The following is a 19,015-nucleotide window of genomic DNA, read 5'->3' on the forward strand; positions in this document are numbered from 1 at the left end:
CCTTCCCCACCCTCTGGAGCACACCATGAAGATCGCTGGAAGCACCGCGCTCGTGACCGGGGCCAACCGGGGCTTCGGCCGGCACCTCGCCGCCGAACTGCTGGCCCGGGGCGCCACCGTCTACGCCGGCGCCCGCAACCCGGACACCGTCGACCTGCCGGGCGCCGTGCCGGTGCGGCTCGACATCACCGACCCGGCCTCGGTGGCCGCCGCCGCGGAGCTGGCCGGCGACGTCACCCTGCTGGTCAACAACGCCGGTGTGAGCACCGGCGCGGACCTGCTCGACGGCGACCTGGCGGAGATCCGGCGGGAACTGGAGACCCACTACCTCGGCACGCTGTCCGTGGTGCGGGCCTTCGCGCCGAGGATCGCGGCCAACGGCGGCGGTACCGTGCTGAACATCCTCTCCGCCCTGTCCTGGATCACGTTCCCCCAGGTGGGCGCCTACGGCGCGGCCAAGGCGGCCGAGTGGTCGATGACCAACGCGCTCCGCGCGCAGCTGGCCGACCGGGGCGTCCGCGTCGCCGGCCTGCACGTCGGCTACATGGACACCGACATGGCGGCGCACGTCACGGCGCCCAAGTCGGACCCGGCCGAGATCGCCCGGATCGCCGTCGACGGGATTGAGGCCGACCGGTACGAGATCGTCGCGGACGAGACCTCCCGCCAGGTCCTCGCCGGCCTCTCCGGCGGCGTCGCCGCCCTCTACCCGGCCCTGCCCTGATCCGGCGCCGCCCCGCGGCACAATGACCGGATGCGAGAGGGGTACGCCCACGACGCCGTCCTGGCCATGGCGCCGGACGCCGACGACGGCGCGCCCGGCGCGGCGGTCACCGTGGCGCTCTGCGGGCACTGGGAGCACCAGCCGTCCTGCCCGGTGGCGGCCCATCACACGGCAGTGGAGCGGGCCGGCGACGAGCTGCGCCTGCGCATCCTCTTCGCCACCGAGCCGCACCTCGAACCGCGGGTGCGGCGGGACATCGACCGGGCGCTGGGCCACGGTGAACTCACCGGCCCGGACGGCGCGACGACCCGGTGGCGGCTGCTCCGCAGCGGGATGCGCGAGCCGTCGCCGGATGAGGTGGCACACCTGGACCGGCTGATCCGCGGCTGACCGGCCGCCGGGACGTGGCAGGACAGCCACGGACCGGCGGCCGGTCCCGTCCGGGCCGCCGGCCGTCGCCACTCTGGGCCACGGCCGGCGGGCACCGGCTAGAGGTTCCGGGCGAGCCGGTCGGCGAGGATCCGGGTGAACCGGGCCGGGTCGGCCAGGTCCCCGCCCTCGGCGAGCAGCGCCATGCCGTACAGCAGCTCGGCGGTCTCGGTCAGCGCGGTGCCGTCGCCACCCTGCTCGTGGGCCTTGCGCAGCCCGGTGACGAGCGGGTGGGTCGGGTTCAGCTCCAGGATCCGCTTGACCCGGGGCACCTCCTGGCCCATGGCCCGGTACATCTTCTCCAGCGTGGGCGTCATGTCGTGGGCGTCGCCCACCACGCAGGCCGGAGAGGTGGTGAGCCGGGTGGAGAGCCGGACCTCCTTGACGCTGTCGGCGAGGGCGCCGCTCATCCAGGTGAGCAGGTCGGCGTACTCCTGCCGCTCGGCCGCGGCCTTCTCCCGCTCCTCGTCGGTCTCCAGGTCCACCTGGCCCTTGGCGACCGAGCGCAGCGTCTTCCCGTCGTACGCGCCGACCCGCTCGACCCACACCTCGTCGACCGGGTCGGTGAGGATCAGCACCTCGTAGCCCTTGGCCCGGAACGCCTCCAGGTGCGGGGAGTTCTCGATGGTGGCCCGGTTCTCTCCGGTGGCGTAGTAGATCTCGGTCTGGCCGTCGCGCATGCGCTCCACGTAGTCGCGCAGCGTGGTCAGCTCGGCGGGGTCGTGGGTGCTGGCCGCCCGGACCAGGTCCAGCAGGGCCTCGGTGTTGTCCGGGTCCTCCAGCAGGCCCTCCTTGACGACCGCGCCGAACTCGCTCCAGAAGGTGCGGTACGACTCGGCGGAGAGGTCCTTGAGCGTGGCCAGGACCTTCTTGACCAGGCGGCGGCGCACGGCACGGATCTGCCGGTCCTGCTGGAGGATCTCCCGGGAGATGTTCAGCGACAGGTCGTGCGCGTCCACCACGCCCTTGACGAAGCGCAGGTAGTTGGGCATCAGCGCGTCGCAGTCGTCCATGATGAACACGCGCTTGACGTAGAGCTGCACGCCCCGGCGGCCCTGCGGCGAGAAGAGGTCGAGCGGGGCGTGCGACGGCAGGAAGAGCAGCGCCTCGTACTCGAAGGTGCCCTCGCCGCGCATGTGGATGGTCTCCAGCGGGTCGGCCCAGTCGTGCGCGACGTGCCGGTAGAACTCCTTGTACTCCGCCTCGTCGACCTCGTCCCGGGCGCGCGCCCAGAGCGCCTTCATCGAGTTGAGCGTCTGCTCCTCGCGGGTGGTGGCGCCGTCCTCGCCCGGCTTCTCCACGGTCATCCGGATCGGCCAGGCGATGAAGTCCGAGTAGCGCTTCACGATCTCGCGGATGGTCCACTCGGCCGTGTAGTCGTGCAGGTTGTCCTCGGCGTCGGCGGGCTTGAGGTGCAGGGTGACGGAGGTCCCCTGCGGCGCGTCGTCGACGGTCTCGACCGAGTAGGTGCCCTCGCCGGTGGACTCCCACCGGGTGCCGCCGGCCTGCCCGGCGCGGCGGGTCAGCAGGGTGACCCGGTCGGCGACCATGAACGTGGCGTAGAAGCCGACACCGAACTGCCCGATGAGCTCCTGCGAGGCGGCGGCGTCCTTCGACTCGCGCAGGCTGCGCAGCAGCTCGGCGGTGCCGGACTTGGCGATCGTGCCGATGAGGCCGACCACCTCGTCGCGGGACATGCCGATCCCGTTGTCCCGCACCGTCAGCGTGCGGGCCTCCTTGTCGACCTCGATCTCGATGTGCAGGTCGGTGGTGTCGACCTGGAGGTCCTTGTCGACCAGCGACTCCAGGCGCACCTTGTCCAGCGCGTCCGAGGCGTTCGAGATCAGTTCGCGCAGGAAGACGTCCTTGTTCGAGTAGATCGAGTGCACCATCAGCTGGAGCAGCTGACGGGCCTCGGCCTGGAACTCCAACGTCTCAACCCGATCGCTCACACCGACTCCCTTCCACTTCGCGGGCTTCCGGCGGAAAGGATACGAGGCGTACGCGGGCGGCCACCGCAGGGTGGCGGGATTCCATCTGGTCCAACCAGTTGACGGGTTGATGTGTGCGGGGCCACACTGCTGCCCATGGCCTTCGCCCCCGTCCCCCGCGCCTCGGTCTCCGACCACGTCTTCGGCCAGCTCCGCGACGCGATCGTCAGCGGCCGCTACCAGCCGGAGGACACACTGCCCGGCGAGCGGGAGCTGGCCTCGACGTTCGCGGTGAACCGGCACGCCGTCCGCGAGGCGCTGCGCCGGCTTCAGCAACTGGGACTGGTCCGGGTCAGCCAGGGCGGCGCCACCCGGGTGCTCGACTGGCGGGTGCACGCCGGGTTGGACCTGGCGCTGTCGCTGGCCCGCTCGGCCGACGTACTCCCGGTCGAGACCCTGGTCCGCGACATGCTGGAGATGCGGGCCTGCGTCGGGATCGACGCGGCCCGGCTCTGCGCCGAGCGCGGCGACCCGGAGGTCACCGCCGCGCTGGTCCGCGCCGCCGAGGAGTACGGCTCGCTCGCCCCCGACCTGGACGCGATGAACGAGGCCAACATCGCGATCTGGTGGCTGATCGTGCGGGGCAGCGGCAACACCGCCTACCTGCTGGCGTTCAACAGCCTGGTGGCCGGCACCTTCGCCGTGGGGGACGTCCCCCCGGACGCCCGGGCCGCCGAGCTGCTCGACGTCGCGGGCCACCGCCGGCTCGCCGCCGCCGTCGCGGCCGGCCAGGGCGCGGCAGCCGCCCGGCACGCCCGGGCCCTGCTGACCGCCCCGGTCACCACCCCCACCCCCACCCCCACCATCGGAAGGGAGAGCCGAGCATGATCCCCGCCGTGCTCTACGCCGTCCCGGCGTTCCTCCTCCTGATCATCATCGAGGCGGTCTCCTACCGCTTCCTCCCCGACGACGACGAGCGCGGCTACGAGCTGCGGGACACCACCACCAGCCTCTCGATGGGCCTCGGCAGCCAGATCATCGGCTTCCCCTGGAAGCTGCTCACGGTCGGCATCTACGCCGCACTGTGGATGGTCGCGCCGGTGCACCTCTCCCCCGGCGACTGGTGGACCTGGGTGATCGTGTTCTTCGCCGACGACCTCGCCTACTACTGGTTCCACCGGCTGCACCACGAGGTCCGCGTGCTGTGGGCCAGCCACGTGGTGCACCACTCCAGCGTCTACTACAACCTCTCCACCGCGCTGCGGCAGAGCTGGACGCCCATGACGTCGTTGCCGTTCTGGCTGCCCCTGGCGCTGCTCGGCATCCCGCCATGGATGATCTTCCTGCAGCAGTCGATCAGCCTGCTCTACCAGTTCTTCCTGCACACCGAGCGGGTGGGCGTGCTGCCGAGGCCCATCGAGTTCATCTTCAACACGCCGTCGCACCACCGGGTGCACCACGGCTCGAACGCCGAATACCTGGACCGCAACTACGGCGGCATCCTCATCGTCTGGGACCGGCTCTTCCGTTCCTTCGAGCCCGAGCGCGCCCCGGCCCGGTACGGGCTGACCAAGAACATCCAGACCTACAACCCGCTGCGGGTGGCCACCCACGAGTTCGCCGCGATCTGGTCCGACGTCCGGCACGCCACCTCGTGGCGGTCCCGGCTCGGCTACGTCTTCGGCCGGCCCGGCTGGCAGCCGGCCCGGTGAGGCGCCCCTGGCTGGCCCTGTTCGGGGTCGCCGCCCTCGTCGAGCTGGTGGGGGTGGCGCTCGACTCGACGGCGACGCAGTGGCTGGCCAAGCCGCTGCTGGCGCCGCTGCTGCTGGCGTACCTGTGGGACCGGCGCCGCCGGATCGACCCGGTGGCGGTGGGCCTGGTCGCCGCGACCGCCGGGGACGTGGCCCTGCTCGTGCCGGGAGATGTCGCGTTCCTGGCCGGCATGGGGTGCTTCCTGGTCACCCAGGTCGCCTTCCTCGCCGCCTTCCTGCGCCACCGCCGCCCGCCCGTGGCGGCGGTGGCCGGCTACCTGGCGGCCTGGGCCGGCGCGAACGCGCTGCTGTGGAGCGCGCTGGGCCCGCTGCGGCTGCCGGTGCTCGGCTACAGCCTGGCACTGTCCCTCATGGCCGCCGCCGCGACCGGGGTGTCCCGGCGCACCGCGGCCGGCGGGGCCCTCTTCCTCGTCTCCGACCTGCTGATCGGCGTGGGCGCGGCGGGCAGCGACTTCGCCGGGCGGGACCTCCTGGTCATGACCACCTACGCGGCGGCCCTCCTGCTGATCACCACCGGTTGGGCCGCCGCCACCGCGGTCCGGCCCGCCCGGACCCCGGATACCCTATTGATCCGATAGGTTTACTGGGTTACGCTGGCGCGGCCCCTTCCCCGCCGCACCTCGGGAGCCCGCATGCCGTCCGCGCGTCCGTACCCCCGGCCCACCCGCCGGACCCTGCTGATCGGCGCCGGGGCCGGCGCGGCCGCCCTGGCCGGGCCCGGCCTGACCGGCGTCGCCGCCGCCCGCGGGTCCCAGGTGGACACCGTGCTCGAGTGGTACGACGTCACCGCGGCGACGATCGGCGTGATCACCGGGCCGCTCCAGGTCAACAGCAGCCGCACCTGGGCGATCGGCTGGATCGCGGCATGGCGGGCGGTGGCCCGGGCGGGCGGCGCCGCCCCTGCGGACGCCGCGCTCGCCGGGGCGGTCCACGAGGCACTCACCACGCTGGTGCCGGCGCGCACGGCCGACCTGGACGCCGCCCTCGCGGCCACGCTCGACCGGTTGGGTCCGGCCGCGGCCGTCCGGGCCGCCGTGGCGAGCGGCCGGGACGCCGCCCGCGACGTGCTCGCCGAACGGGCCGGCGACGGGCTCGACCTCGCCTCGGTCAACCGGCCGTTCACCCCGCCGGCGTCGGCGCCCGGCGTCTGGCAGCCGACGCCGCCCGGCTTCGCCGCCGCCGTGCAGGCCGGTCAGGGCGACGGTCGGCCCTTCCTGATCGACGCCGTGCGGGCGTACCTGCCCGGGCCGCCGCCGGCGCTGGACAGCGCGCGCTACGCCCGAGACCTGGCCGAGAGCCGGGCGGTCGGTGCGGTGGAGAGCAGCCGCCGCACGGACCGGCAGACCGACGTGGCCCGGTTCTGGGCGCAGACCTCCCTGAACGGCTACACCGGAGCGCTGCGCGCCGCCGTCACCTCCGGCGCACGGGTTCGCCGGGTCGCGCTCGTCGCTCTCTTCCACGCGGCCACCATCGACGCCCAGATCGTCACGTACGCCGCCAAGTACCGCGACCTGCGCTGGCGCCCGGTCACCGCGATCCGGACCGGGGTCATCGCGCCGGACCCGGCGTGGACCCCGCTCATCACCACCCCCGCCCATCCGGAATATCCCAGTGGGCACACCACCTACGCCGGGGCCGCCGAGGTCGTCCTGCGGGCGCTCGCCGGCCGGCCGGCCCGGCCGGTGGCGCTCACCAGCCCCACCGCGACCGACGTCACCCTGACCTATGCGGACTGGCGCGAACTGACCCGGGACAACATCGACGCCCGGGTGTGGTCGGGCATCCACTTCCGGCACACCGACGAGGTGGGCGCGGCGGTCGGCCGCCGCGTGGCGGCGTCCGGGCTCGCCCGCTGGGACGGCAGACCCCTGTAGCCCGCCTAGTCGGTCATGTCCCGGGCGAGGGCTCGCGTCACGACCGTGAGGTCCTCGCCGCCGAGGCCCTGCTCGACCGCGTGACGCCACTCGCCGGCCAGGGCCTCGGCGGCGGGGAACCGGCCCGTCGGCACCTCGCGCAACGCGAGGTCCACGTCCTTCAGTGCGAGGGCCAGCGAGTACTGCGCCGTGTAGTCGTCCCCGGCGATCCGCTCCAGCTTCTCGGCCGCCCAGGGCGACACCAGCGGGCTGCCCCGCAGCGCCTCGCGCACGGTGCCGCGGTCGAGGCCGAGCGCGTCGCCGAAGGCGACCGCCGCGGCGAGCCCCTCGTTGACGAACGCGAGCAGCAGGTTGTTGACGAGCTTCAGCCGGGACCCGGCGCCGACCGGGCCCACCCAGACGGTCCGCTGCCCGACCGCGTCGAAGACCGGCGCCACCCGGTCCCGCACCTGCTCCGGTCCGGAGGCGAGGACGACGAGGCGGCCCTGTTCGGCCGGGCCGCGGCTGCCGGCCACCGGCGCGTCCACCAGGGTCACCCCGGGGCGCTCGGCGCCGACCAGCTCGGCGAGGCGCGCGGTCTCGGTCACCCCGATGGTGCTCATCTGCGCCCAGACCGCCCCCTCGGGCAACGCGGCCAGCATGCCCTGGTCGACGGCTATCGCGCGGACCGCGGCCGCGTCGGTCACCATGGTCACCGCCACGTCGGCCCCGCGTACCGCCTCGGCCGCGTCGGCGGCGACCTCGGCGCCCCGGTCGCCGAGCGCGCGGGCCGGCTCCGGGTGCCGGTTCCACACCACCGTCGTCAGGCCGGCCCGGACGAGGTTCGCCGCCATCGGCGCGCCCATGCCGCCGAGCCCGAGCACCGCCACCCGCGTCATCCGCCGCTCCCCGCCTCGCCTACCGGGCAGCCTAGGCGTACGGGAGCCGGGCGGCACCCGATCGCGGACACTTCCGACCGGCACGGCCGACGACCGGATAGAGTCCCGGTGAGCAGCCGGCACGGCCGGAGCAGACGGCCCGTCGCCCCCGGGATGACCTGTTGGGGAGCGGTGTGGGCATGCGTCGACGGCCCGTCGGGGAGCTGCGGGACCGGCTGCGTCAACGGGATCCGGGCTATCGCCTCGTCCGCCGGGCGGCCCGGCTGACCGTCGTCGCCTCGCTTGTCTTCTACGGCTGCCGCTACGGCCTGGGCAACGTCACCCTCGCCACCTACGGGCTGTTCGGCACGGTCGCCACGGGCAGTTTCGCCCAGTTGCCCGGTCCGGCCGCGGTGCGGGCGCGCACCCTGCTGGCGGCCGTACCGGTGGCCTGGGCGCTCGTGGCGGCCGGCACGGTGCTGGCGGTCAGCACGGCGGCCGCGTCCGCCGGGATGCTCGTCATCGGGTTCGCGGTGGCGTTCGCGGGCGTCGGCGGGCCCCGCCTGGTCGGGCTGGCCAACGCGCTCCAGCTGTTCTACATCCTGGCCTGCTTCCCGCCGTACCAGCCCGGCACCCTTCCGGCCCGGCTGGCGGGCGTGACCCTGGGGGTGGCCCTTGTCGCGCTCGCCGAGGTGACGCTCTGGCCGGACCCGGCGCCGGTCTCCTTCCCGCGGCGCCTCGCCGCGGCGGCGGGCGGCCTCGCGGACCTCGTCGACGCGCTGGCGGACGTGCAGGTCGCGAGGCCGGGGGCGGCGGAGGAGACGGCCCGCCGGCACGAGCGGGCGGCACAGCTGCTCGACCAGGTGCGGATGGCGCGGCTGCCGGTGACGGCACGCCCCATCTCGGCCGGTCGCCGCGACCGGGCCTGGCGGGACGCGGCGGGGGCCGCGCAGGAGGTGCTCGCGGTCGCCGAGTCGCTCCCCTCCCGCCCCGACGCCCCGGGCAGCGGCGACGCCGACCTGGCGGGGGCGCTCCGGCGGTGCGCGGCCTCGCTCCGGCACTCCGCCGACATCGCGGTGCGGCGGCCGGGCACACCGGCCGGGGACGGGCCGGAGCTGGTCAGCCCGCTGCCGCGGTCGTGGCGGGCCGCGGATCCCGCCCGGCTGCGGGTGAAGGCGGCGGTACGGGCGCTCGCCGAGGAGGTCGGGACGCACGCGACGGCCGTCGGCATCGCCACCGGTCCGCGCGGTCGCCGCGCCGCGCGACCACCCGAGGCCGGCGCGGACCGGTTCTGGTACGCCGGGCGCAGCGCGTGGTCGCTGTACCGGCAGCAGTTCCGGGCGCACCTGACCCCGCGGTCGGTGTATCTGGAGGGAGCGGTCCGCCTCGCCGTGGCCCTGGCCGCCGCTCGGGTGATCGCCGGGGTGGTCGACCTGCAGCACGGGTTCTGGGTGCTCCTGGCGACGCTCAGCCTGATGCGGGCCTCCGCGTCGGACACCCGGACCACGCTGCGGCCGGCGTTGGTCGGCACCCTGGCCGGGGGCGCCGCCGGCGGCCTGCTGCTGCTCGTCTCGCCGGAGCGGCAGGCGTACGCCGCCCTGCTGCCGCTGGCCCTGGTGCTCGCCTTCGGCGTCGGGCCGCTGCTGGGCCTGGGCTGGGCCCAGGCGCTGCTCACCCTGCTGCTCATCGTGGTGTTCGCCCAGCTCAACCCGGCGTCCTGGCAACTGGCCGGCGCCCGGGTGGTCGACGTGGCCGTCGGGGCCGTGGTGGGCGCCCTCGCCGGCCTGCTGCTCTGGCCGCGGGGCAGCGGGAGCGAGTTGCGCCGCAACGCCGCCGCCTACCTGGCGGCGAGCGGGCGGGCCGCCGAGCGGATCGTCGAGGCGCTCGCGGGCCGGGCCGACGCCCGCCCCGCGGTCGCGGCGGCCCGCCGCGCGGAGGCCCTCGCCACGTCCTCCTTCGTCCAGTACCACACGGAGCGCGACGACCCGCGGCTGTCGCACGTCGAGTGGGACCGGGTCCTGGCGGCGGCCCACCGCGCCGGCTACGGCGGGCAGGCGCTGCTCGCCGACCGCCGGCCCGGGGCGCTGGCCCCCTGGCCCGGCCCGGCGGCCGCGCTGGTGGCGCGGGCCGCCCGGCTGTCGGACGGCTACGCCGACGTCGCCCGCCAGGTGACGCGGGGCGGGGCCGACCGGGCGCCCCCGCCGGCGGAACCGGACGGTGACATCGCCCGGCAGGTGCAGGCCATGGTGCGCGACGGCGAGGACCGGCCGGAGGTGCTGTCCCTCGTGGAGGTCGACGGCTGGCTCGCCGACCTGGACCGTCACCTGAGACGCGTCACCGGATCCGGCCGCCCTCGGTGACCAGCCACTCGCCGGTCTCCCAGTCCGACGGGCCATCCGTCACCCGGTAGCACAGGTCGAACCGGATCCCCAGCTCCGGCCACCACGGGTGGTGGACGGGGACCACGCGGAAGATGTCCTCGAGCCCCGGGAAGGTGATCCCCTCGGGGAACAGCTCCTCCAGTTCGGTCCGCGTCAGGTCGGTCCAGAGCGCGAACTGCCACTCGGTGCGGCTGCGCCACGGGTCGTGGACCAGCTCGAACCGCGGTTCCCGGCCGACCACGAAGGTCCGGATGTCGTCGCGCAGCTCCGCCGGGGTGCACGGGAGGACGAACGGCCACTCCTCGCCGGTCGGGTAGCGGTACAGGGCCGAGGTCGCGGCGAGCGCCCGGACGAGGCCGCGCCACGCCTCGGCCGAGGTCGTGCCGGCGGGCAGGTTCACGCCGGTGTGGTCGACCCGCCGTACGTGCCCGGCGAGGCGGCGGGCCAGCTCGGCCACGTCGACCGTGGGCACGGGCCCGGTGAGCGGCTCGGCGCCCTGCACGGCGAGGGACGGTCCGGGGGCGAACGTGACCACCGGCGCGGGCACGTCGGCCAGCTCGACGGTGGTCACCGGTCGGGCCCCCTCCGGCCGCGGCGGGGTGAGGACCAGGCGTGCCACCGGCCCGTCGACGGCGCCCGCCGGGCGGACCGGGTCGGCGTACGGCACGTCGGCGAGCAGCGTGCGGAACTGGTCGAGGAAGGTCTGGGCGGCGGGTGTCCGGGGCAGGCGGAAGGCGATCTCGCCGAGTCGGTCCATGCGCCCGACGCTAGGGGGCGCCGGGCCGGCCCGACACCCGCGGCGAGCCGGAATTTCGCACCGTGGCCGCGGGGTATCCTGCTCGGCGTCGACCGGTGCGGAGGTGAGGGGCGTGGGCAGGGAGACCGGCCGGAAGCTCGTCGCCTCCAACAAGAAGGCGCGGCACGACTACACGATCCTGAAGACGTACGAGGCCGGGATCGTGCTGGCCGGCACCGAGGTGAAGTCGCTGCGGGAGGGGCGGGTGTCGCTGGTCGACGCGTTCGCCCAGGAGCGCGACGGCGAGATCATGCTGTACGGGCTGCACATCGCCGAGTACGGCTTCGGCACCTGGACCAACCACCAGCCCCGGCGCACCCGCAAGCTGCTGCTGAACCGGGTCGAGATCGCCCGGATCCTGGAGAAGCTGCGCGACGGCGGGGTGACGCTGGTGCCGCTGTCGATGTACTTCTCCAACGGCTGGGCCAAGGTCGAGCTGGGCCTGGCCCGGGGCCGCAAGTCGTACGACAAGCGGCAGGCCCTCGCCGAGCGCGACGCCAACCGGGAGATCGCCCGCGAGCTGGGCCGCCGCCTCAAGGGCCGCCGCCCGGCCTGACCCACCCCTCATCCCTCCGTCGGCTGCCGGTCGCGCCGAATAACAAGACTTCTTGTACATCGTTCGTTGTAGGTCTAGCCTGAGGGCATGGCGGACGAGCCGAGCAGCCTGCACCTCACCGACCCCAGGGCCATGCGGGCGCTGGCCCACCAGACCCGGATCCGGCTCCTCGGCGAGCTGCGCATCCGCGGCCCGCAGACCGTGGGCATGCTGAGCGACGTCACCGGCGAGGCGGTCGGCTCGGTCAGCTACCACCTGGGCAAGCTGGCCGAGCACGGCTTCGTGCGCGAGGCGCCCGAGCTGGCGCGCAACCGCCGGGAGCGGTGGTGGCGGGCCGCGCACGCGCGCACCAACTGGGAGCCGGTGGAGCTGCTCGACGACCCGGAGCGGCGGCTCGCCTCCGACCTGCTGCGCCGGGCCTTCCTCCAGCGCTACGTGGCGCGGTTCGAGGCCTACCTCGACGCCGAGGCGTCCCTGGACCCGGCGTGGGTCCGCGGCACCACGAGCAGCGACAGCTTCCTGCACCTGACCCCCGACGAGTTGGTGGAGCTGCGCCGCGAGCTGTCCGAGCTGGGCGCCCGCTGGCAGGAGCGCAGCAACCCCGACCGGCCGGACGCGCGCACCGTGACGCTGATCTGGCAGGCCTACCGGGGGCCGCAGTGAGCCGCCGGTGGGGTCCCTTGGCGGGGCTGCTGACCGCGCACACGGTCTCGCTCACCGGCAACATGCTCACCCTGATCGCGTTGCCGCTCTACGTGCTGGCCGAGACGGGCTCCCCCGCCGCCACCGGCCTGGCCGGCGCGTTCGCCACCGCACCCGTCGTGCTCGGTGGGGCGTTCGGCGGCGTCCTCGTCGACCGGATCGGCTACCGCCGGGCGAGCGTGCTGGCCGACCTGGTCTCCGGCGTGACGGTCGCCGCCGTGCCGCTGCTGCACGCCACCGTGGGCCTGCCGTTCCCCCTCCTGCTCGGGCTGGTCTTCGTGAGCGGCCTGCTCGACACCCCGGGCCAGACCGCGCGGACGGCGCTGCTGCCCGAGGCGGCGACCGCGGCCGGGGTGCCGATCGAGCGGGCCATCGGCTGGTTCGAGGCCACCGAGCGCGGCGCACGCCTGATCGGCGCGCCGGTGGCCGGCCTGCTGGTCAGCGCGCTCGGCGCGCTGCCGGTGCTGGCCGTCGACGCGGCCACCTTCGCCGTCTCGGCCCTGGCGGTGGCGGTGCTGGTGCCGGCGAGCCTGCGGCCGTCCGCCGACGCCGGCGAACCCTCGGCCGGCTACTGGCGCGACCTCGCCGCCGGGCTGCGCTTCCTGGCCCGCGAGCCGCTGCTGCGCGCCGTGGTGCTGCTGGTGCTGGTCACCAACCTCTTCGACGCCACCAAGAGCAACGTGCTGATGCCGGTGGTCGCCGCGCGGGACCTCGGCGGGGCAACGGCCTTCGGCGTCCTGGTCGGCGCCATGGGCGGCGGCGCGCTGGTCGGCTCGCTGCTGTTCAGCGCTGTCGGGCACCGGCTGCCCCGCCGCGCCACCTTCGTCACCACCTTCGCCGTCGCCGGGGCACCGCCGTTCTGGGCTCTCGCGGCCGCCCCGCCGCTGCCGGTGATCGCCGCGGTCTGCGTGGTGTCCGGCCTCGCCGCCGGCGCGATCAATCCGCTGATCGGCGCGGTCAAGCTGGAACGCGTCCCGGCGGCCATGCGGGCCCGGGTCTACGGGGTGATCGGGGCGGGCGCCTGGGCGGCCATGCCGGTGGGCGCCTTCGGCGCCGGGCTGGCCGCCGACCGGTTCGGCACCACGGCGACCCTGGTCACCGTCGGCACCTGCTATCTGCTGGTGGTGCTCACCCCGCTGCTCGGCGGCCCGTGGCGAGACCTGCGCCGGCCGGCGCCCGCGGAGCGGCCGCAACCGGACCGCTGCCCCGCGCCCGCCGCCGTCACGGCGGAGTGACCCGGCCGCGTCGCCAACCGGCGCCCCGGTCGCACCGTCACCCCGCCGCGGCACCGCCGCCCGGCTGGCAGCCGGGACCACGCGTGGCGGCCCCACCCGCCCGGGGGCAACGCCGGTCTCCCCGCTGACCGCTCAGGCGGGGAGACCGGCGTGGCGGCTCAGGCCGCGACGCGGGCCAGCAGCGTGAACGCGCGGACCGGGTCGCCGGTGAGCTGGGCGTGGTCGGCGTCCGCGATCAGCGCCGCCCAGTTGTCCGGCGCGCTCCCCCGCACCACGGCCGCCTGGGCGGCGTCCCGGGCCACCCCGAGGATCGCCTCCACCAGCGCGGTGTCCCGGTGGTCGGCGCCGAGCTGCCGGCCGAGCCGGTCCAGCACCCGGGGCGCGTCGCGCAGCGAACCGTCGGCGTTCCAGCCGGCCGGTGCGAGCGCCGCCCGCACCTGCGGCCGGTCGGCGGCCACCGCGGCGAGCCCGTCGCGACCCGAACCCGTGCGCAGGCCCCAGCCGAACGGGAACAGCGGCCGGTAGTCGGCGTCGCCGACGTTGACCGGCACCTGCGCCTCGTCGCGCGGCCAGCTCACCGGCAGCCGGCCGGTGAACGGACGGCGACCGAAGAGGACGTCGGCCACCCCGGCGCCCTCGCTGCCCGGCAGCCAGGACGCCACCAGGGCGTCGATCTCGCCGAGCTGGTCGGTCAGCACCTGCGGGCGGCCGGAGACCACCAGCACCACGCAGGTCGGCAGCGCTGAGCAGACCTTGTCGACCACCGCCCGGTCGGCGGGCTGGAGCCGCAGCGACTTCTCCTCCTGCTGCGGCACGCTGCACCAGCCGCACTCCGGGCCGCCGACGTCGCCGTAGCCCTCGGCGTACGGGGTCTCGCCGACCACCACGACACCGACCTGGGCGCCGTCGGTGGGGGCCGAGGCGTCGGCGCTGTAGGTGATCCGGGCGCCGGGGGCGACCTGCCGGATGCCGTCCAGGACGGACGTGCCCGGGACGGCGTCCGCCCCGGAGACGCCCTGCCAGGTGACCGTCCAGCCGCCGGCCTGGTTGCCGAGGTCGTCGGCGTTGCGCCCGGCCACGTAGAGCGCGGCGTCCCGGCGCAGCGGCAGGGCGTGCCCGCTGTTCTTGAGCAGCACCTGCGACTTCGCCACCGCCTCCCGGCCCACGGCCCGGTGCGCCGCGCTGCCGACCTGGTCGACGTCGTCGGCCGAGGCGTACGGGTGCTCGAAGAGGCCCAGCTCGAACTTCTTCGTGAGGATCCGCCGGACGGCGTCGTCGATCCGGGCGGTGGGGACGCGGCCGGCGGTGACCTCGGCGAGGAGCAGCTGCTCGAACTGCTCGGCGTTGTACGGCTCCATGAACATGTCGGTGCCGGCGTTGACCCCGACCCGGACCTTGTACGCGGTCAGCCCCGCGTTGGCCGGCTCGGCGGGGTCGGGGATCTGGTGGATGCCTTCCCAGTCGGAGATCAGGAACCCGTCGAAGCCCAGCCGGCCCTTGAGCACGTCGGTGATCAGCTCGCGGTGGGCGTGCATCTTGGTCGGGTTGCCGAGCCCGTCCTCGGTCCAGTCCACGCTGGAGAAGGAGGGCATCACGCTGCCCACCTTGTGGGCCCGCACGGCCGGCAGGTAGGGAGCCAGGTCGACGCGGGCGAAGTGCGCTCGGTCGGTGACCGTGACCCCCTGGTCGATCGGGTACTTCTGCTCCCACCAGGGCTTGCCCTCGTTCGCGGCGGCCACGGCCTCGTCGTAGTCGGTGTCGCCGTCGCCCGCGTAGTGCTTGGCGGTGGCGAGCACCCGGTCGGTGTCGTCGAGCCGGCCGGGCCGGCCCTGGAGGCCGTCGATGACCGTCTCCATCGACACGACGAGCGCCGGGTCCTCGCCGAAGCTCTCGTAGCTGCGGCCCCACCGCTCGTCGCGGGAGACGCAGAGGCAGGGTGCGAAGTTCCACGGGATGCCGGTGGCGCGCACCTCGGCGGCGGTGGCGTGGCCGACCCGCTCGACCAGCTTCGGGTCGCGGGTGGCGCCGAGCCCGACGTTGTGCGGGAAGACCGTGGCGCCGACGACGTTGCCGTGGCCGTGCACCGCGTCGATGCCGTAGATCAGCGGGATCTGGAGGCGCGTGCTCAGCGCCTGCGCCTGGAGCCCGTTGACCATCTCGACCCAGGCGGCCGGGGTGTTGCTGGCCGGGGTCGAGCCGCCGCCGGACAGCACCGAGCCGAGCTGCCAGCGGGCGACGGCCGTGGGGTCGTCGGCGACGGCCGCCCGCTCGGCCTGCGTCATCTGGCCGATCTTCTCGGCGAGCGTCATCCGGCCCAGCAGGTCGGCGACGCGCCGCCGCACCGGCAGCCGCCGGTCGAGGTACGGCAGCCCGTGCGCGGCGACCACCACGGTGGGCCGGGTCGCGACGGTGGCGCCGTCGGCGGCGAGGGTCAGCGGCACGGTCTCGGCGGTCTCCGCCGCGCCGTCCGCCCGCAGGGCGACCGTGACGGACCGGGTGGCGCCGGACGGGCTGCCCGCCGGGAAGGTGAGCGTGCCGGAGGCGGCGGTGTAGTCGGTGCCGGGGGTGGCCGTGCCGGAGCCGGTGGCCCACCGCACGGTGACCGGCCCGGCGAGGGGCCGTCCGTCCGAGGTGGACACCGAGAGGTCCACGGGCACCCGGCTTCCCTCGGCCGCCGCGTACAGCGACCGGCCGGCCGCGACGGTGACCGTGCCGGCGTCGGCGGCCGCCGCGGCCGGGGCCGGCAGCAGGGCCACCACCAGGGCGCCGACCGCGCCGAGCGTGGCGTGTCTGGGCAGTCTCATGTCGCGCCTCCCCACGGGACCGGTCGCCCGGTGCCCCGTCGGCCCGGGTCCGCCCGCGTCCCGGTTCCGGATCCTCCCGAACTGCATCGCATTACGTCAATGTTTCTGGCCGGTTCCGGAACCGCCCGTCGTGCTTGGGGAGCGCTCTCTTGACAGCTCGGGACTTCGTTCATAACTTCATCGAAGTCTATCTTTATGGTTTGTTAACAGCAGGGAGGCATCCGTGCGCAGCATCCGCACCATCGCCGCCGTGGCCCTCGCGGCCGTGGGCCTCACGGCCGCGCTCACCACCGTCACCGCAGCCCCCGCCGCGGCCGCGCCCGGCGCGGTGACCTGGTCCGACGACTTCAACGGCGCGGCCGGGACACCGCCGGACGCCAGCCGCTGGCGGTACGACATCGGCGGCAGCGGCTGGGGCAACAACGAGTTGCAGTACTACACCAACAGCACCCGCAACGCCGCCCTCGACGGCAACGGCAACCTGGTCATCACCGCCCGCCGGGAGAACCCGTCCGGCTTCTCCTGCTGGTACGGGAGCTGCCAGTACACCTCGGCCCGGCTGCTCACCAACGGCACCTTCAGCCAGGCATACGGCCGGTTCGAGGCGCGCATCAAGATCCCGCGCGGGCAGGGGATCTGGCCCGCGTTCTGGATGCTCGGCAACGACATCGCCACCAACCCGTGGCCCAACAGCGGCGAGATCGACATCATGGAGAACATCGGCCGCGAACCGTCCACCGTGCACGGCAGCCTGCACGGGCCGGGCTACTCCGGCGGCAACCCGCTGACCGGCCAGACCTCGCTCCCCGGCGGCCAGGCGCTCGCCGACGCGTTTCACACCTACACGGTCGACTGGGCGCCCGACTCGATCACCTGGTACCTGGACGGCGTCCAGTACTCCCGCAAGACCCCGGCCGACGCCGGCGGCAACCGGTGGGTCTTCGACCACCCGTTCTTCATGATCATGAACGTGGCGGTCGGCGGCAACTGGCCCGGCTCGCCAGACGGCAGCACCACCTTCCCGCAGACCATGACGATCGACTACGTCCGGGTCCAGGCCTGGGACAACGGCGGGGGCGGGGGCGGCGGCACCGGCGGGCAGATCGTCGGGTACGGCAACAAGTGCGTGGACGTGTCCGGCGCGAACACCGCCAACGGCACCGCGGTCCAGCTCTGGACCTGCAACGGCACCGCCGCCCAGCGGTGGACCTGGAACGCCGACGGCTCGGTCCGCGCCCTCGGCAAGTGCCTCGACGTCAGCAGCGGGTCGACCGCCAACGGGGCGAAGGTGCAGCTCTGGGACTGCAACGGCACCGGCGCCCAGCGCTGGGTGTTCAGCGGCAGCGGCGACATCGTGAACCCGCAGGCCAACAAGTGCCTGGACGCGACCGGCGCCAGCTCGGCAGACGGCACCCGCCTGCAGATCTGGGACTGCACTGGCGCCCCAAACCAGAAGTGGCGCCGCTGACCCCCGTCCCCTCCCGGGGTTGATCATGAAGTTAGCGCCTTGGAATGCGCTTGCCAACGGCGCTAACTTCATGATCGGCGGGGAGAGTGGGGGTGGGTACGGGTATGGGTGCGGGTGGGATCGAGGGTGTGGGGACCGGGCGGTTGGTTCTGGTGCCGTTGGGCGTTGAGCACGCCTCCGAGATGGCGGTGGTGTTGGGGGACCCCGCGCTGCACGCCTTCATCGGTGGGGCTCCCGCCGGTGCGGCGGATCTGCGGGCCCGGTACGAGCGGCTCGTCGCCGGCTCGCCGGATCCGGACGTGTCCTGGTGGAACTGGGTGATCCGGCTCCGCGACGAGGGGTGTCTCGTGGGCACCGTCCAGGCGACCGTCAGCGGCCCGGCCCACGATCGCGTCGCGGAGATCGCCTGGGTGGTGGGGACCCCGTGGCAGGGGCGGGGCATCGCGACCGAGGCGGCCCGCGGGCTGGTGGCCTGGCTCGGGCGGCAGGACGTGCGCACCGTGATCGCGCACATCCACCCGGAGCACCGGGCCTCCGCCGCCGTCGCCACCGCCGCCGGCCTGACCCCCACCGACGTATGGCACGAGGGCGAGATCCGGTGGACGCGGCCCCTCGGCGGCTGACGCGTACGGTGACGCCATGACGGAAGTCCTGCGGTACGCCGCCTTCACCACCGACCCGGCGGCGGGCAACCCCGCCGGCGTGGTCCTCGACGCGGGTCGGCTCAGCGATCCGGAGATGCAGGCCATCGCCGCCGACGTCGGATACTCCGAGACGGCGTTCCTCACCGCCACCGGCCCCGGCGAGTTCGACGTGCGCTACTTCAGCCCGCAGGCCGAGGTGCCCTTCTGCGGTCACGCGACCATCGCCTCCGCGGTGGCCGTCGCCGAGCGCACCGGCACCGGCGACCTGGTCTTCCGGACCCGGGCCGGAGCGGTCCCGGTCGCCACCGCCCGGGACGCCGACGGGCGGCCCACCGCGACGCTGACCAGCGTGGCACCCTCCGACGCGCCGGTGGCGCCGGACGACCTCGCCGAGGCGCTCGCCACGCTGGGCTGGGCCGCGGCCGAGCTGGATCCGTCGTTGCCACCCCGCGTCGCGTACGCCGGGGCGCACCACCTGATCCTGGCCGCGGCGACGCGGGAGCGGCTGGCCGCCCTCGACTACGACTTCGACCGGCTGCGCGACCTGATGCGGCGGCGGGACTGGACCACGGTGGCGCTGGTCTGGCGCGCCTCGGGCACGCGCTTCGACGTCCGGAACCCGTTCCCGGTGGGCGGCGTCGTCGAGGATCCGGCGACCGGCGCGGCCGCCGCCGCGTTCGGCGGCTACCTGCGTACCCACGGTCTGGTCGAGCCGCCGACCACGCTGCACCTGCAGCAGGGCGCGGACCTGGGCCGCCCGGGCCTGCTGGTGGTCGACGTGCCGGCCGGCGGCGGGATCCGGGTGACCGGCAACGCCGTGGTCATGCCGGGCTGACACGCCG

At 74.8% G+C, this 19,015-nt stretch carries 17 protein-coding genes; 13 read left to right on the forward strand and 4 right to left on the reverse strand.

Features of this window, described 5'->3' with window-relative positions:
* The first annotated feature begins 25 nt into the window (after nucleotides 1–25).
* Together GA0070214_RS02520 and GA0070214_RS02525 are read left to right on the forward strand one after the other, a co-directional pair.
* Nucleotides 26–724: an SDR family oxidoreductase gene (locus GA0070214_RS02520; RefSeq protein WP_091258538.1), complete on the forward strand. Its 699-nt coding sequence runs from the start codon at nucleotides 26–28 to the stop codon at nucleotides 722–724.
* Nucleotides 725–754: 30 nt separating this feature from the next.
* Nucleotides 755–1,114, forward strand: coding sequence for a hypothetical protein (locus GA0070214_RS02525; protein WP_091258540.1), 360 nt, complete (start codon nucleotides 755–757; stop codon nucleotides 1,112–1,114).
* A gap of 98 nt (nucleotides 1,115–1,212) precedes the next feature.
* Here GA0070214_RS02525 and htpG read toward each other — a convergent pair whose 3' ends face one another.
* The gene (gene htpG, locus GA0070214_RS02530; RefSeq protein ID WP_091258542.1) at nucleotides 1,213–3,105 is read right to left on the reverse strand and encodes a molecular chaperone HtpG; all 1,893 of its coding nucleotides are present in this window, start codon (nucleotides 3,103–3,105) and stop codon (nucleotides 1,213–1,215) included.
* 135 nt (nucleotides 3,106–3,240) lie between these two features.
* Here htpG and GA0070214_RS02535 point away from each other — a divergent pair, with 135 nt between their 5' ends.
* The 4 genes from GA0070214_RS02535 to GA0070214_RS02550 are packed head-to-tail and all read left to right on the forward strand — an operon-like array spanning nucleotide 3,241 to nucleotide 6,730.
* Nucleotides 3,241–3,972, forward strand: a complete 732-nt coding sequence (locus tag GA0070214_RS02535; protein WP_091258544.1) for a FadR/GntR family transcriptional regulator — start codon at nucleotides 3,241–3,243, stop codon at nucleotides 3,970–3,972.
* On the forward strand, nucleotides 3,969–4,796 hold the full coding sequence (locus tag GA0070214_RS02540) for a sterol desaturase family protein (protein ID WP_091258546.1): 828 nt from the start codon (nucleotides 3,969–3,971) through the stop codon (nucleotides 4,794–4,796). Before GA0070214_RS02535 ends, GA0070214_RS02540 begins: the two co-directional genes overlap by 4 nt.
* Nucleotides 4,793–5,434, forward strand: a complete 642-nt coding sequence (locus tag GA0070214_RS02545; RefSeq protein ID WP_091258549.1) for a lysoplasmalogenase — start codon at nucleotides 4,793–4,795, stop codon at nucleotides 5,432–5,434. Before GA0070214_RS02540 ends, GA0070214_RS02545 begins: the two co-directional genes overlap by 4 nt.
* A gap of 54 nt (nucleotides 5,435–5,488) precedes the next feature.
* On the forward strand, nucleotides 5,489–6,730 hold the full coding sequence (locus tag GA0070214_RS02550; RefSeq protein ID WP_091258551.1) for a vanadium-dependent haloperoxidase: 1,242 nt from the start codon (nucleotides 5,489–5,491) through the stop codon (nucleotides 6,728–6,730).
* A 5-nt stretch (nucleotides 6,731–6,735) separates the two neighbouring features.
* On the opposite strand, the gene GA0070214_RS02555 is transcribed toward GA0070214_RS02550, so the two are convergent.
* Nucleotides 6,736–7,731: an NAD(P)-dependent oxidoreductase gene (locus tag GA0070214_RS02555; RefSeq protein WP_341845050.1), complete on the reverse strand. Its 996-nt coding sequence runs from the start codon at nucleotides 7,729–7,731 to the stop codon at nucleotides 6,736–6,738.
* A gap of 56 nt (nucleotides 7,732–7,787) precedes the next feature.
* Between GA0070214_RS02555 and GA0070214_RS02560 the strand changes: the two genes are divergently transcribed.
* The gene (locus tag GA0070214_RS02560; protein WP_167364176.1) at nucleotides 7,788–9,947 is read left to right on the forward strand and encodes an FUSC family protein; all 2,160 of its coding nucleotides are present in this window, start codon (nucleotides 7,788–7,790) and stop codon (nucleotides 9,945–9,947) included.
* On the opposite strand, the gene GA0070214_RS31695 is transcribed toward GA0070214_RS02560, so the two are convergent.
* Nucleotides 9,922–10,725, reverse strand: coding sequence for a hypothetical protein (locus GA0070214_RS31695; protein ID WP_167364177.1), 804 nt, complete (start codon nucleotides 10,723–10,725; stop codon nucleotides 9,922–9,924). The genes GA0070214_RS02560 and GA0070214_RS31695 overlap by 26 nt on opposite strands.
* 112 nt (nucleotides 10,726–10,837) lie before the next feature.
* Between GA0070214_RS31695 and smpB the strand changes: the two genes are divergently transcribed.
* From smpB to GA0070214_RS02575, 3 genes are all read left to right on the forward strand, one after another.
* Nucleotides 10,838–11,320, forward strand: coding sequence for an SsrA-binding protein SmpB (smpB, locus tag GA0070214_RS02565; protein WP_091258555.1), 483 nt, complete (start codon nucleotides 10,838–10,840; stop codon nucleotides 11,318–11,320).
* 87 nt (nucleotides 11,321–11,407) lie between these two features.
* Nucleotides 11,408–11,983 carry a winged helix-turn-helix domain-containing protein gene (locus GA0070214_RS02570; protein WP_091258557.1) on the forward strand — a complete coding sequence of 192 codons (576 nt, stop codon included), beginning with the start codon at nucleotides 11,408–11,410 and terminating at the stop codon, nucleotides 11,981–11,983.
* Between the two features lie 17 nt (nucleotides 11,984–12,000).
* Nucleotides 12,001–13,257 (forward strand): MFS transporter, encoded by a 1,257-nt coding sequence (locus GA0070214_RS02575; protein ID WP_244167515.1) that lies wholly within the window; start codon nucleotides 12,001–12,003, stop codon nucleotides 13,255–13,257.
* A 158-nt stretch (nucleotides 13,258–13,415) separates the two neighbouring features.
* Here GA0070214_RS02575 and GA0070214_RS02580 read toward each other — a convergent pair whose 3' ends face one another.
* A complete protein-coding gene (locus GA0070214_RS02580; RefSeq protein ID WP_091258560.1) occupies nucleotides 13,416–16,061 on the reverse strand; it encodes a glycoside hydrolase family 3 N-terminal domain-containing protein in 2,646 nt (881 codons plus the stop codon).
* A 223-nt stretch (nucleotides 16,062–16,284) separates the two neighbouring features.
* Here GA0070214_RS02580 and GA0070214_RS02585 point away from each other — a divergent pair, with 223 nt between their 5' ends.
* From GA0070214_RS02585 to GA0070214_RS02595, 3 genes are all read left to right on the forward strand, one after another.
* Nucleotides 16,285–17,529, forward strand: coding sequence for a glycoside hydrolase family 16 protein (locus GA0070214_RS02585; RefSeq protein ID WP_091258563.1), 1,245 nt, complete (start codon nucleotides 16,285–16,287; stop codon nucleotides 17,527–17,529).
* A 152-nt stretch (nucleotides 17,530–17,681) separates the two neighbouring features.
* Nucleotides 17,682–18,152, forward strand: coding sequence for a GNAT family N-acetyltransferase (locus tag GA0070214_RS02590; protein WP_244167516.1), 471 nt, complete (start codon nucleotides 17,682–17,684; stop codon nucleotides 18,150–18,152).
* A gap of 16 nt (nucleotides 18,153–18,168) precedes the next feature.
* Entirely contained in the window at nucleotides 18,169–19,008 is an 840-nt protein-coding gene (locus tag GA0070214_RS02595) for a PhzF family phenazine biosynthesis protein (RefSeq protein WP_091258567.1), read from the forward strand.
* Nucleotides 19,009–19,015: the final 7 nt, after the last annotated feature.

It is taken from the genome of Micromonospora chaiyaphumensis (genome assembly GCF_900091435.1).
GTDB classification, from domain to species: Bacteria; Actinomycetota; Actinomycetes; order Mycobacteriales; family Micromonosporaceae; genus Micromonospora; species Micromonospora chaiyaphumensis.